This window comes from Trueperella sp. LYQ141 (genome assembly GCF_046599555.1).
Classification (GTDB): domain Bacteria; phylum Actinomycetota; class Actinomycetes; order Actinomycetales; family Actinomycetaceae; genus Trueperella.
This window is the reverse complement of record NZ_JBKIWQ010000002.1, coordinates 116333-129985: the sequence shown is the minus strand read 5'-3', so window position 1 is coordinate 129985 and position 13653 is coordinate 116333. Positions and strand designations below refer to the sequence as shown.

At 53.2% G+C, this 13653-nt stretch carries 12 protein-coding genes; 6 read left to right on the top strand and 6 right to left on the bottom strand.

The features are described from left to right. Positions 1 to 120: 120 nt before the first annotated feature. The 3 genes from ACLHIJ_RS02755 to ACLHIJ_RS02745 all read right to left on the bottom strand — a co-directional run bounded on the left by ACLHIJ_RS02755 (position 121) and on the right by ACLHIJ_RS02745 (position 3317). Positions 121 to 738 carry a hypothetical protein gene (locus ACLHIJ_RS02755; RefSeq protein ID WP_411298428.1) on the bottom strand — a complete coding sequence of 206 codons (618 nt, stop codon included), beginning with the start codon at positions 736 to 738 and terminating at the stop codon, positions 121 to 123. Between the two features lie 16 nt (positions 739 to 754). Next, on the bottom strand, positions 755 to 2161 hold the full coding sequence (locus tag ACLHIJ_RS02750; RefSeq protein ID WP_411298427.1) for an MFS transporter: 1407 nt from the start codon (positions 2159 to 2161) through the stop codon (positions 755 to 757). Positions 2162 to 2714: 553 nt separating this feature from the next. After that, the gene (locus ACLHIJ_RS02745) at positions 2715 to 3317 is read right to left on the bottom strand and encodes a PolC-type DNA polymerase III (protein WP_411298426.1); all 603 of its coding nucleotides are present in this window, start codon (positions 3315 to 3317) and stop codon (positions 2715 to 2717) included. 52 nt (positions 3318 to 3369) lie between these two features. On the opposite strand from ACLHIJ_RS02745, the gene ACLHIJ_RS02740 reads away from it, so the two are divergent. Then, the gene (locus ACLHIJ_RS02740) at positions 3370 to 3609 is read left to right on the top strand and encodes a hypothetical protein (protein ID WP_411297368.1); all 240 of its coding nucleotides are present in this window, start codon (positions 3370 to 3372) and stop codon (positions 3607 to 3609) included. A gap of 467 nt (positions 3610 to 4076) precedes the next feature. Then, on the top strand, positions 4077 to 6203 hold the full coding sequence (locus tag ACLHIJ_RS02735) for a type IIA DNA topoisomerase subunit B (RefSeq protein ID WP_411297369.1): 2127 nt from the start codon (positions 4077 to 4079) through the stop codon (positions 6201 to 6203). Between the two features lie 38 nt (positions 6204 to 6241). Here the strand turns inward: ACLHIJ_RS02735 and ACLHIJ_RS02730 are convergent, their stop codons facing one another. Next, entirely contained in the window at positions 6242 to 6445 is a 204-nt protein-coding gene (locus ACLHIJ_RS02730; protein ID WP_411297370.1) for a G5 domain-containing protein, read from the bottom strand. A 241-nt stretch (positions 6446 to 6686) separates the two neighbouring features. On the opposite strand from ACLHIJ_RS02730, the gene ACLHIJ_RS02725 reads away from it, so the two are divergent. Together ACLHIJ_RS02725 and ACLHIJ_RS02720 are read left to right on the top strand one after the other, a co-directional pair. Further along, positions 6687 to 7712: a GNAT family N-acetyltransferase gene (locus tag ACLHIJ_RS02725; RefSeq protein WP_411297371.1), complete on the top strand. Its 1026-nt coding sequence runs from the start codon at positions 6687 to 6689 to the stop codon at positions 7710 to 7712. Then, positions 7712 to 8686, top strand: a complete 975-nt coding sequence (locus tag ACLHIJ_RS02720; protein WP_411297372.1) for a GNAT family N-acetyltransferase — start codon at positions 7712 to 7714, stop codon at positions 8684 to 8686. Before ACLHIJ_RS02725 ends, ACLHIJ_RS02720 begins: the two co-directional genes overlap by 1 nt. On the opposite strand, the gene ACLHIJ_RS02715 is transcribed toward ACLHIJ_RS02720, so the two are convergent. Next, positions 8615 to 8947 (bottom strand): hypothetical protein, encoded by a 333-nt coding sequence (locus ACLHIJ_RS02715; protein ID WP_411298425.1) that lies wholly within the window; start codon positions 8945 to 8947, stop codon positions 8615 to 8617. The genes ACLHIJ_RS02720 and ACLHIJ_RS02715 overlap by 72 nt on opposite strands. Positions 8948 to 9168: 221 nt before the next feature. Further along, a complete protein-coding gene (locus ACLHIJ_RS02710) occupies positions 9169 to 11577 on the bottom strand; it encodes a DNA topoisomerase (ATP-hydrolyzing) subunit A (RefSeq protein WP_411298424.1) in 2409 nt (802 codons plus the stop codon). 112 nt (positions 11578 to 11689) lie between these two features. Here ACLHIJ_RS02710 and ACLHIJ_RS02705 point away from each other — a divergent pair, with 112 nt between their 5' ends. Together ACLHIJ_RS02705 and ACLHIJ_RS02700 are read left to right on the top strand one after the other, a co-directional pair. Further along, on the top strand, positions 11690 to 12253 hold the full coding sequence (locus ACLHIJ_RS02705) for a DUF5998 family protein (RefSeq protein ID WP_411298423.1): 564 nt from the start codon (positions 11690 to 11692) through the stop codon (positions 12251 to 12253). Then, positions 12246 to 13400, top strand: a complete 1155-nt coding sequence (locus ACLHIJ_RS02700) for an alkaline phosphatase family protein (protein WP_411298422.1) — start codon at positions 12246 to 12248, stop codon at positions 13398 to 13400. The genes ACLHIJ_RS02705 and ACLHIJ_RS02700 overlap by 8 nt, the downstream gene beginning before the upstream one ends. Positions 13401 to 13653 lie beyond the last annotated feature (253 nt).

The window sequence follows — 13653 nt, the reverse complement described above, 5'->3', positions numbered from 1 at the left end:
CGCGCGGATTCACACCTGCAACCGGAAGACCTATATATCTGCGCGCAGATCACCTTTCATGCATACGCACAGAGCGGCCCTAGCTCATCGCTATATCTGAGCTAGGGCCGCTCTCGATCCTTATTGGGTAAACGGAGTCGTAGTCAGGACCTCAAAGGTGTAGATGCCCTGATCTCGATGTTGGCGCACCATACACCAAGCCAGACAGGAGAAAACCTCTTGCGTTGGCAGGGTGATATTTCGGGTACGTCGGCACTCAGACATTGCAGATACCACACAGTCATCTGCGCCTTGCCCAATTCCGTATGCGAGGGTGAGGTGGGAAGCAAAAGGGGCCGGATAACAGACGGCATCGCTTCCTAGGACCTCGTGAGCACAGGCATTCGTCGCTGCGATGAGCTCATCCCATCTAGGAATATCACAGTGCATGATGGCTGAACGGTTAGCACATATAGGATCGTGCCAGCGCCCAGAGAGAACTGGCAGTGCCCGAATATGAGAATTATTGGCCAGTTCAGGGAGCAGCTCGCGCAAGCTCGCGTCGTCGGCCTGTTTGAACCGAGCAACCGTGAGGTGGAGGGCCTCCTCGGGTTGCGGGGCGAGATAATCGAGGTCGACAAAAGCATCGCGGTACTTGAATATCTCGCGGCGGCTGGTCGGCTCTGGGATGAGATATGCGTGGAGCTGCCCAGCCGCCACAAGCTCGTCATCCGTCGTTGTTGCAAAGAAATCTTCCATTGTTCTCTGACCTGACCTACACGCGAGCATTCGGGTTGTCATACGTGCCATAGAACACGCGGTTGCCAAAGCGATCACGCCAGCCGTTATCCGCTAACTGATCGACCTCAGCAATTGAGCGCCCTTTCGTTTCCGGAGCGAGGAAGAAGGAAATAATCATTCCGATAATGGCGACGCCAGCAAATAGCCAGGTGGCCTTATTCATTCCCCAATTGGTGACGAGGAGTGGGAATACCAGCACGCCAAGGATAGATCCGATGCGGGAAACCGATCCGGCGAAGCCAACTCCAGTACCGCGCAATCGCGTGGGGAACATTTCATTGGGGTAGACCATGTTCAACACTCCCGGACCAAGGTTTGCAGCCAGAATCGTCACGGAAAGCATGATGATAAGGGGAACCAATGGCGGTTTCGTCCACAAGGCGAGGGTGACGAGCGCGATAATCATCAGGGCGAAGCAAGAGAGGATCTGCTTGCGTCGGCCAAAACGCTCAACGGTAAACATGCCAAGACCAGCGCCGACAACTCCGAGGAACGCAATTAATGCCGCTCCGAGGAAGGCAAGGTGCGGTCGGCCTTCAGTGAAGGGCGTCAAGATAGTGGGCGTGTACATTTGAATCCCGTAGAAAGACACGCCGAAAGCGAACCAGAAACTTGAACAGAAAATAGTTGCGCGCAGGGATTGCGGGCTAAACAGATCAACCCACCGGCCTTTAGCCTGGGCAACAGTGTCAGCGGTGGACATGGTGAAATCGTGTTCGCGTTTGACTTCGCGTTCGATACGTTTTGCTTCTGCCGCGCGTCCTTGGGCGCGCAACCAGCGTGGAGATTCGGGAACAGAATGGCGTAAGACGATGACGACGGCAGCAATAACAGCACCAAGGAAAAGCATCCAGCGCCAGGCCTGATCGCCGACGTTAAAGAGCGCGATACCAGCCAGATATGCTGTGAAGGAGCCTAATTGCCACAGCAGGGACATAAAGATAATCATGCGCCCGCGGCGGAATGGCGCAGTAAATTCCGCCGTCATTGAGGAACTGATGGGGTAATCTGCGCCGATGAAGATTCCGAGGGCGAAACGAGTGAAGATAAGCTGCCAGACGTTTTGGGTGAGTGCGGCTAGCAGTGCGAATACTACAAAGCCGACGAGATCAAACATGTACATTTTACGTCGGCCAAATTTATCGACCAACATTCCACCGCACATCATGCCGAAGAACATGCCGATGACGACGGAGGAAGCAATAATTCCAGAGATAAGTGGGCTAGTAATATCCCATGATTTTTTGAGGCCGGGTAGTGCAACGGCGATGACAGAGACGTCAAATCCGTCAATGAACATGCCGGCACCGGCAAGCACGGATATTTTGTGTTGGAAGCGTCGTGACGCTGGTGATTCATTCACATTAGATATTTGTGCCATACACCACATCCTATGCTCGGTGGAACTGTTGGTCAAAGTTTGATTGGGGCAAAAGAAGAGAAGGGAAAGGGTAAAAGATCGCGAAAGCAGCAAAGATAAGGGAAGCAAGAGCTCCTGAGCGGCCCTCTAGCAGAGAAAAAATAAATGAGAGAGTTTTTATACGCCGATGAGAGCTAACTAAGCCAGCGGCTGATGAATCGGTAAAAAACATCGGTGATCGCGCACTAATGAATATTTCCCCTCCCGACGGGAACGCCAATGAGATCCTGCCTTGTGGAAGCCTTAGGCGGCGGGGAAGAGAGGGAGAAAGCCGTGAGAAACCCGCTAATGGAAACCAGCTAGGGAAGTTAGGGAATAGACTCGATATGGTATTCCACGGTCACAGCGCTATGCGATAGACGAATAATGCTGTTTAGGCAGGCGGATTATTCGGTAGCGAGATGAGCTTGCCCCTCAAATAAAAGAACGATTCTGGCTAGCTAATAGGCAATGTGACCAGCGAAAAAGGGAACATAGCAGGCACTGTGGGGCATGTTCGCTATCGCTGTGGCTTCTAGTACTGCCAGGGTTTTGCGCTACTCCACTGATTCGGTAATACGCGGCTACCGTCATGGCTACGGGCTTCTGTGCAAAAACGCATATCATGCGATTCGCGAGTAATGAAGAGCCGGAGTAATTCAGCGCAGACGGCAGCGTCATGGATAGCTCGATGTGTCGGCTGTACTTGCAACCCTAAACGTTGAGCCAAACCGGCAAGGGAATGTGATCCTGGCGGGCAGTATATCCGTGATTGATCGAGAGTACATACGCTATGTGCAGCCTCAATCCGTTCACCACGTTCAGTGCGGCGTAATTCGGCATTAATAAATTCCCGGTCGAAGCGCGCATTGTGCGCAACAAAACGACGCCCGTCCAATGCCTGGCAGACTTCCTCGGCAATATCGCCGAAGGTGGGGGCTTGTGCAACGTCAGCGTCGGATAAACCGTGAATGTGGCTGGCCTGTATTGGGATCTGCGGGTTAATAAGGCTGTGAAATTGGGCGGTTTCCCGTAACTGTGAGTCCAATTGAAGAATGGCGATTTCGATGATTCGGTCCTGTTGTGGGGATAGCCCGGTCGTCTCAACATCGACAACAGCAAACCCGTAAGAACACATATCCTTACTCTCTCACATTGCAATCATTTTGCCCCACGCGAAAGATAGTGAGATGAAGCAGACGAGAATCGATATTCATGCTTATATCTACTATGTGAATGCAGTAGTAGAGACTCCACAGTTGACAGCAACAGATCGATGCGACGCCTGCCATGCCCAAGCGTATGTGCGCGTCGAACTGGCTAGTGGCGAACTATTTTTCTGCGCCCACCATGCGCGCGAGCACCGAGCATCGCTGGAAAAGGTCGCCATTCGCATTATTGATGAAACTGGGCGTATTGACGCTGAATAGGGCACTATTGGTGTTTATTGGCGATAAGTAATTGTATTGTTGCCGCCAGTTTCAGGCATATTGCTCTGCTGAGATTCGGTGATATTGACGCCCGTACTGACGCTCAATCAGGCGTCTTGCCCCAAGGGAGCACGAGAAAGCACGAGATAGTTTTAGCCCAGTTTTAGCCGCGACGCGACATCAATCCATATCCAGTAGCTGAAATAGCTACATCGGAATCAGGTATCGAAGTCGGTGAACTCGGATCGCATTACTAAACTGACGCGAGCTATCCCAGTGCCGCATGCTTGCTCGCGAGCCAGCCCGACGCCTGCGATACGTGCCGCGATATGCGTTGCGTATCTGATTTGTTTACCTGCGGTAAAGCGGCGGTTAATAGGTGATATAGCCAGGGGCAACGTGTGATATTTGTCCACACCACGAGTGGCTTCTCATTGGGAAGAAAACTCCCCGATTAAGATGTGCTCGTGTCATCAGTAGATAATCAGCAATACACCGCTCGGCATCTTTCTGTTCTTGAAGGTCTAGAAGCGGTACGCAAGCGTCCTGGTATGTATATCGGCTCAACTGACTCGCGTGGCCTTATGCATTGCTTGTGGGAGATTATCGATAACAGTGTTGATGAGGCAACAGAGGGGTACGCACGGCATATCGGCGTCGTGTTATATGCCGATGGTTCAGTCGAAGTCAGTGATGATGGTCGAGGTATCCCAGTAGATGAGGTTCCGGGGACGGGAGCTTCTGGTGTGGAAGTGGTTTATACCAAGCTCCACGCTGGAGGAAAATTTGATTCGTCAATGTATGGCTCAGCCGGTGGTCTGCACGGTGTAGGTGCCTCCGTCGTTAATGCGTTATCAGAGCGCCTGGATGTGGCTGTGCAGCGAGACGGCAAAGTATGGGAGATGTCCTTTAAGCGCGGCGAGCCAGGGATATATCGTGATGGTAAAGAGCCGCGTCCCGATGCGCCCTTTACTCCTTTTACCGAAACCTCACAATTGCGGGTGACGGGTAAAGTCGCTAAGAAAGTAACAGGCACGCGGGTCCGTTACTGGGCTGATCCGGAGATCTTCCCGTCAAATACTGAATTCAATTACGAACACCTCATTGAGCGAGTTCGGGAGAAAGCATTTCTCGTCCCTGGGTTACAAATCACGGTCCGGGATATGCGTACGGCGACGGTTGATAAAGCAGGTCATATTGTTGAGGAAGTATTCCAATATGACGGAGGCGTCGTTGATTTCGTCGATCATATTGCAACTGATCCGGCATTGACGCGCACAATGCTGCTCCGCGGTACGGGCACGTTCATGGAGACAGTGCAGATCCTTGATAAGAAGTCGCATCATCTGCGCCCGCACGACGTTGAACGCACATGTGAGGTGCAAATCGCACTGCGCTGGGGTAACGGATACGACACTCGGGAAGAGTCTTTCGTCAATATCATCGCCACCCCCAAGGGCGGCACCCATTTAACCGGCTTTGAACAAGGCGTGACGAAAGTCTTGCGGGCACAGATTGAATCAAAATCTCGGCAATTGAAAGTTACTGCCCGCGATCCACGAATCGAGAAAGACGATATTCTGGCTGGGCTAACTGCCGTGGTTGCCGTGCGTTTCCCCGAGCCGCAGTTTGAAGGGCAGACGAAAGAGGTGCTTGGAACGGCGCCTATTCGCCAAATTGTCGCACGTGTGGTGGAAACTGAGTTGACGGCATGCCTTAACTCAACAAAGCGCGATGCAAAAATGGAGAATATGCGGCTCTTGGAGAAGATCGTCTCCGAGATGCGGGCGCGGGTGGCCGCACGCACGCAAAAGGAGATCTCTCGCCGTAAGAATGCCTTAGAGACTTCTAGCCTGCCAGCAAAACTTGCCGATTGCCGCTCAGAAGATATTGACCACACGGAATTGTTTATCGTTGAGGGTGATTCGGCACTTGGCACTGCGAAACTGGCTCGCAATTCGGAGTTCCAGGCATTGCTACCAATCCGAGGGAAAATCTTGAATGTCCAGAAGGCCTCGCCAACGGATATTCTCAAGAACCAGGAAGTCTCCTCCATTATCCAGGTTGTTGGCGCTGGCTCCGGGCGTACCTTCGACGTCGATTCGGCGCGGTACGGAAAAATTATTTTCATGACGGATGCTGATGTGGACGGCGCCCATATCCGCACCCTTTTGTTGACGCTGTTTTTCCGCTATATGCGCCCATTGGTGGAAGCTGGTCGCGTCTATGCGGCAGTACCGCCGTTGCATCGCATTGAGGTTTCCGGGCGCGGGGCAAAAGGGCGTGAATACATTTATACCTATTCAGACGCGGAACTACATAGCGTTCTTGATCGGCTACGTAAGCAGGGTCGGAATTATAAAGAACCCATCCAGCGATATAAAGGATTGGGGGAGATGGACGCCGATCAGCTTGCCGAGACGACGATGGATCCGCTGCGCCGCACCCTACGCCGCATTTCCCTAGCTGACGAGGAAGCCCTGCGCTATGCGGAGGAAACCTTTGAACTGTTAATGGGATCAGAAGTGGCGCCACGTAAGGAATTTATTGTTGCTGGTGCCGATGATATTTCTCGGGAACAGATCGATATTTAGCCCTTAGATATGTAGTGCCTGACAGCTTATATATCGGTTTATATATCGGTGTTTGTGCCACGCCGGATCACTTTATCAACAGACAAAGAGGTAACTTCTGAGGATATGATAGCCACCTCGCCGGTGCGTGTTTCTAACGTTTCCCTATATGTGCTGAGACTCCCGTTTATACCAGGGGATACGTCAACTGAGATACCGGCAGGAAGTCCAGGATCGTCTACAACACGCTCACTAAATGGCACTACCTGTACAGAGATGATCTCCCCGTTTCTTTTACCGTCCCCGATAGTGTCAGCTCGCGCGTCAAAACGATGCCGGCAAGAAAACGGTGCCAGCGTCGAGTAAAAACTGGCATATCCGCATATACCGCGGCGATACGTCCGTCGGCTAATGCGGAAATATAAACTGCGGGTATTCCCACAACAGTGCCCACATCTTTGCGTTAGGCAGTGTTCATCCGGGACTTTCGGTACACTGGGCTATATGACGGGAATACTCACAGGACGATCATTAGCGCAGCGTCTGGCTGCGCCGGAGGAGCTTCCTCTCCCGTCACGCCATCTGGGATTGACGTGGTCGCAGCTTGATTCGGCAGATCTGCCAGAGTTGCGGCAGATGCTAGATGAGTCGATTGATCCTGAGATCTTTGATGAGACGCGCCTGGTGATGACGTTAACCTGGTGGCTTGATGACATCACAAAACATTCCCATGTTGACGCCATCATTGGCCGTGATTTTGCCGGAGTTGTTCAAGCGGTCGGTTTAGTATCCGTCCACCCTCACCCGCTGACGGAAGCACAAGCCGATGTATTTGGCGCTATTCGCCCACAGTGGCGAGGGCGAGGAATTGGTCGGGCGTTACTGGAATGGCAAGATGGTCGGGCCCGCCAAATGATGTTGCAGGCAGGTCACGATCTGCCTGCCTCGATTCGCTCTCGGGTGAGTTTAGCGAATATGGAGCGCCGACGCTTGCTTGCTGCGGGTGGTTTTTCTCCGCAGTCTCGTTGGACGTACATGGTCTTACCTTTAAGCTCTTCACATTGTCGCCAGAGCGCACAGGCACGTCAGCGGTTACAAGAGCGCGGTTTACATATCGTCACCTTTGATGAGGTTCACCGCACAGAAGTTCTCCGCTTGCACAATCGCGTATCAATGGTGATGGACCGTCGTCAGCCCCTATCAGAAAAAGACTGGTGTGAGCGCATTTCGGCGATGGATCACGATCTCTCACTGTTGCTAATTGATGATTCACAGCTTGTGGGATATTCCCTGTGTTCTCGGGAATCGGATGGCGAGCTACGGGTCGGTTTCTATGGCATTGACCGTGGGTATCGGCATCAAGGCAACGGAACCGATCTCATTTTGGCACTTATTGAACCGGCAATAGATGCGGGTTTGATGCAGATTAATGTTCCTGTCGTATCAGAGACGACGCCATCAACCCAATTCTTGACGACCTACGGATTTATCGAAGGATCGTCACAAATTCTCTATTCAATTGATATCTGATGGCTAATACCCCGTGGAATTGGACTGCGTTACACGCCGAGCACGTCACCGATGTTCTCAGGCTGATTACTGATATTGAAACTGCTGATTCCTCGCCAATTCGGACGACGCTAGCGGAGGTGGAATCCTACTTTCGCCCGTCGCACGTGTGGAGCGCACAAGGCGCATGGGTTAATTCTGAGCTCATTGCTTTCGGTCTGGCTCGTACGCCAGTGGTCAATAACGGGCAACAACCTATTACCATTTCTGGTGGAGTCGTTTCCTATTGGCGGGAACACGGCTTAGGGACGCAGCTCCTTGAGCGCCAGTTGGGAGCTGCCCGGATTGTGGCACAACGCGCGGGGATTGAATCGGCACGTGCGCGTATGTACGTGGATGCCGAACATCGGGTGCTGCTTTCCCTCGCTCAAGAATTAGGTTTCCAGGAGGAATCGAGATTCGTGCAAATGCGGCGCGATTTAGCGCAGATGCATGAGGTCGTGGAGCTTTCGCCGTATATGCATATTGTGCCGTTGTCCTCCGAATGGGTTAATGACGCGCGCAAAGCTCATAACCGCGTATTGGCGCGAACTCCAGCGTGGTCGAAGCATAATAAGGCGATGTGGTCGGCGCGGCTGGATTCAATGCGCGGCGAATGGTGCCTCGCTGCTGTGGATATGTTTGGTGATCGGCCACGTTTGGCAGGTTATCTGCTCGCCTCTGGATTTGCTTCTGCGGTAAGCCCGCAAGGTCATGACGTCATTGATGAAGGTTACGTTGAAGAGATTGTCGTCTTACCTGATTGGCGGGGAAAGCATGTGGCAACCTCGCTCATTATGACTGCAATGGATCGTTTCCGTTCAGCCGGATTATCTTTTATTGGGATTGACGTCGATATTGTTTCAGGGAATAACGGGGAACAATTAGTGACGGTCTTTGAGCATTTTGGTTTCCAGCGGGTAGCCCAGACGAATATTCTCACCATTGACGTCTAGCTGAGCGCGATAACAAAATAGCGCGTTAATACGGTATCGCCGTAACGCAGGGATGGTCAGAGAAAACGGAATACACGCAGCCGATTTTCCGACGCAATTCGAGTGGCGATAATGCGACTGGGTGACGATTCGACTGCGGGTGACGCATACGCCAGGTAGCCGCATAGACGTTCTGAAACCGAAAGGCACAACGTCATAGTTAATATTCGGCGATTTGTGCCACTGTGCGGTATCGGCGTGCTTATGTTTACTAGCTAGCATACATATCGAGATATGGCGAGGACGCAGGACGTAATGAGCTGGTCGCTACAAGGCATACGGCGCTCGCGAAAGGTAGCGGTAAGTAGCTAGCGAGGGTGAATAGCACAGGATATGGCTTAGGGGTAGTAGATGACGGCGGTAACGCGCAGAAAACCGAGCGAGCAAAACGCCTATAGCCGCCCTGCTCGCTCGGTTTTCTGCGCGTAAGCTATCGACGATGATTATCCGATAGCGCTAACCACATGCGTCAGCACACTGCCGGAGGCATCGCGGCGTTCGTCAATCTCGGGCAGTGGCACCGGCTTACCGTGTGGGCCACTTGCCCGAGGCGGGAGCGGCCCAACCCAGGCCCGTTGCAGGATATCTTCGCCACGCACGAATCGTTGCGTGCGAACCCCGCCGGTGCCGCGCCCTTTTGCGGGGTAGCGATCCAGGGGAGTGACTTTAGCTGATCCGGGCATTGTGCCAGGCAAGGACGTAGACGTTCCGGCGATAGTAACAACGCCGTGCGCGGCAAGATCATCGCGAGGAACAACACCCATTGCGATAACCTGTGCGTCAGGGGAAAGGCGGATGCCGACGATTCCCTGCCCGCTACGCCCTTGGGGGCGAACAGCGTCGGCATCAAAACGTAAGAGCTGAGCATTGGACGTTACCAGAACAATCTGATCGTTATCCGTGGCAGGGTGAGCGCCGATAACGACGTCATCGTCAAGCAGGGTAATAAGATCTATGCTTCCCTTATCAGGATAATCGGGCTTGACTCGTTTGATCTTGCCCTGTGCCGTTGCAATGGCTAGGGGAGAGGCATCCGAGGTTAAATCTACGAGGGAAATAATGCGAGTGCCCTTACCCATGAGGATAAGCTCATTTGCCTGCGCCCCCGCGCTCAAACTCGGGGCAGCCTCGGTATCTGGAATAGCGGGAATATCCAAAACAGAGAGCCGCTGTAGCGAGCCATCAGAACACAGCAGACCCACATGGGAACGATTAGTGGTGTAAACAAGCCCAGCAACCGTGTCATGAGTGGAGCGTGGCCCGCTGCGGCTCGGAGGATTTTCTCCGACGATTCGCGCGATACGCCCATCGGCTGAGAGAATGACCCAGCACGGGTCATCAGCGACTCGAAGGGGCTTTTCTGCGCCAGTTGGGGCAGCCGCTTCAGCTTCAAGTAAGACAGTGCGACGGGGAGTGCCAAATTCTTGTGCGACCTGCCCAAGTTCATCGGAGACGAGCTGATGTAAAGCCCGCTCAGATTCAAGGATTTCCGTCAATTCAGCGATAGTATCGCGCAGTTGGTCACGTTCTGCTTCTAGCTCTAGCTGAGAGAACTTCGTCAGCCGGCGCAAACGTAACTGCAGGATATATTCGGCCTGTACCTCACTCAGATCAAAGACTTTCATCAGGCGATCGCAGGCCATGGCCGAATCATCCGACGAGCGAATGACCGCGATGGCTTCGTCAATATCAACCAAGATCATGAGCAAGCCATCGACTAAGTGGAGTCGATCTTTGGCTTTCGCTAGGCGGAATTGTGTGCGTCGGCGAGTGACGTCAACGCGGTGGTGAAGGAATACTTCAAGGAGTTGTTTTAATCCTAGAGTACGTGGCTGACCGTCAACGAGGGCGACGTTGTTAATTCCAAAAGACTCTTCCAAGGGGGTGTTTTGATACAGCGCGGCAAGAACGGCTTCTGGATTAAAAGAATTCTTCACTTCCACGACCAAGCGGGTGCCATGCTTGCGATCAGTGAGGTTCTGTACCCCAGAGATACCTTGCAGCTTCTTGGATTGGACGCCGTCTTTGATCTTTTCAATAACCTTTTCTACCCCGACGAGGTAGGGCAATTCGGTGAAGATGATTCCCTTTTTGCGGGCAGAAATATTTTCAATATGGGCAGTTGCTCGGGTACGGAAGATCCCGCGACCAGTCTCGTAGGCTTGCCGCACGCCATCTAGCCCGACGATCTTTCCGCCTTCTGGCAGGTCCGGCCCTGGAATGAAACGCATTAACTCATCTAAGCTCGCCTCTGGGTGCATAAGCAGATGTTGGGCGCCGGCGATTACTTCATTGAGATTATGTGGCGCCATATTCGTCGCCATTCCAACGGCGATGCCAGATGTGCCATTGACCAGCAGATTCGGGATCGCTGCTGGCAAAACCTCCGGCTGGGTATCGGAGCCGTCATAGTTTGGCAACATAGTGACGACGTCTTCGTCCAGTGAGGCAGTCATAGCGATGGCTGCGGGGGCGAGCCGAGCTTCGGTGTATCGGGGTGCAGCCGGACCATCATCAAGTGAGCCGAAGTTGCCATGCCCGTCAACCAAGGGAAGACGCATCGTGAAGGGTTGAGCTAATCGAACCATAGCGTCATAGATTGCCACATCGCCGTGAGGGTGGAGGCGCCCCATAACCTCGCCGACCACGCGCGAGGACTTGACGTGTGCGCGATCGGGACGCAATCCCATGCGGTCCATCTGGTAGAGAATTCGGCGTTGAACTGGTTTCAGCCCGTCGCGTGCATCCGGTAAAGCGCGCGCATAGATCACCGAGTAGGAATACTCAAGGAAAGATGTGCGCATCTCCTGGGAGACGTCAATATCGACGATGTGCTCTGTAGTCTTCGCCATTTGCCCATTATCGGGCGGTTCGCGCTATGACCTGGCGATATCGGGCGCTGTGTCGGCGTGATGTTGCTGACGAGTCGTGCGGTAACAGGATGAGATTTGGGACAATAGCGACGTGGATCAAGATTTGCACGATGAACTAAAAGCCGTAATCATCCAAAATCCAGCGGGTCAATCTCCGCTATGGGAGGATATCGAGCAGGCGGTGGGAGCAGAGCCAATCTGCTCATTTTATATTCGCCCGGAAACTGTATTCGATATTGATTCCGTCTATGAGCATCTCATGGTGTATATCCTGACGCCCGCGCGCCTACTGACGATCAGCACAGACACCATCCATGATCTGGATGAGCGTGGTGAATGGGCAACAACAATTCATACCATCCGTATTGCCCAGATTAAAGAACACATTATTTGCCGACGGCGTGGTTTTACCGATGGCGGTATCGGGGAGCTGAATTCGGTGTTCTTGCGGCTGCGCTGGGGGTTGACGTGGACTCAAGAGATCCATCCAGCGAGCTGTGATGATCCGGCGTGCGTCAATGAGCACGGTTACGTCGCAGTGGTGACCAACGAGGATATGGGCGTATTTATTGATCGTGAAGCAGATGAAGAACAATTTGCCCGCGGCCTACATTTTGTCGCTGCGTTAGAGGCGGCGATAGCCCGCAATGACTAAACGACCGCTGACGATCAGCCGAATCGGTGAACTAGCTGAGGTTATTCCGAGTATCTTCCGGGCGATTGGTATTGACGATACTTCGACGGAGCCATCCCGCTCTGGCCATTTTGAATTCCCACAAGCGCGGCGGGCCTGCGTTGTTCTGGTTGACGGGTTGGGGTATCACCAGTTAGCGCAACGGTTAGGGCATGCGCCAACGATTCGGAGTATTGGTTTAGGCGATCCTATCGTCACCGTGGTTCCCTCAACGACAGTGGCGGGGATCAGTGCCTTTGGTACGGGGTGCCTGCCGGGGCGTACCCACATGGCTGGCTATGCCTTACGGGTGCCACAGACGAATGATATTTTCAATCTGATTGCATGGAATCATCCGCAGGTCGATCCGGTGGCGTGGCAGCCTGTGCCAAGTTTCTTTGAGCGCTGCGAGGCGGGGGATCTGCGTCGGGTTGATGACGGCAAACCAATTAGTTTAGTGAAGATCCAGCCGAAGAAGTATGTGAACTCTGGTTTGACGAATGCGGCATTACGCGGGGGTCAGACAGTTGTGGCGCAGGATTTATCGCAACGAGTTGACGCCGCGCTCGCCCAGTTACGCGGGGGAGCAGATATCGTCTATCTGTATTGGGGAGATTTAGATTCCACGGGTCATAAGCATGGATGGCAATCCGAATCGTGGACTGCGCAGCTAGAACATTTTGACGCGGAATTACGGCGGTTGCGGCGCATGTTGCCTGCGCAGACGTTACTGATCGTGACAGCCGATCACGGCATGATCGATGCGCGTGAGGCAATCAATATTGCGCAATACCGTGAGTTGAAAGCTGACGTGGATGTGGTGGCGGGGGAATCCCGTGCGGTGCATCTGTACAGTGCGTGCCCCGACGAAGTGGCGCAACACTACCGAGATGTATTAGAAGATCGAGCGTGGATTTATACTGCGGATGAAGCGATCTCATGCGGTCTATTCGGCGAGGTGACGCCGCAACTGCGGCAGGTCATCGGTGACGTCCTGGTTTTTGCGCGTGAGGACTACGTGGTTGTGGATTCTCGGGTGCAAAGTCCGTCGGCGATGTCCTTGATTGGCGTACATGGTTCACTGACTCCGGCGGAGATGGAGATTCCGCTCCTTGTTGATCTGCGTTAATAATATTGGTTCCCCGTTATTTGCTTACTGCTGAATGCTTTTGTTGAGTGATCTACGGCGCGGGTGCTTGGCAACCTGCCGTGCCATTGCGTAATTGCGGGAGTTTTTGCGGGAGCTGCCTGCGTTAACAGGGGAATCGTCCGGCTGCTATAACAGCTCCTATAACGGCTCTGTTATAGCAGCACTGACTTATTAGCTTTAATCGTGGGGATGCTCGCATGATACGCGGTATCAGAAGAGTTTGCTACCCGTT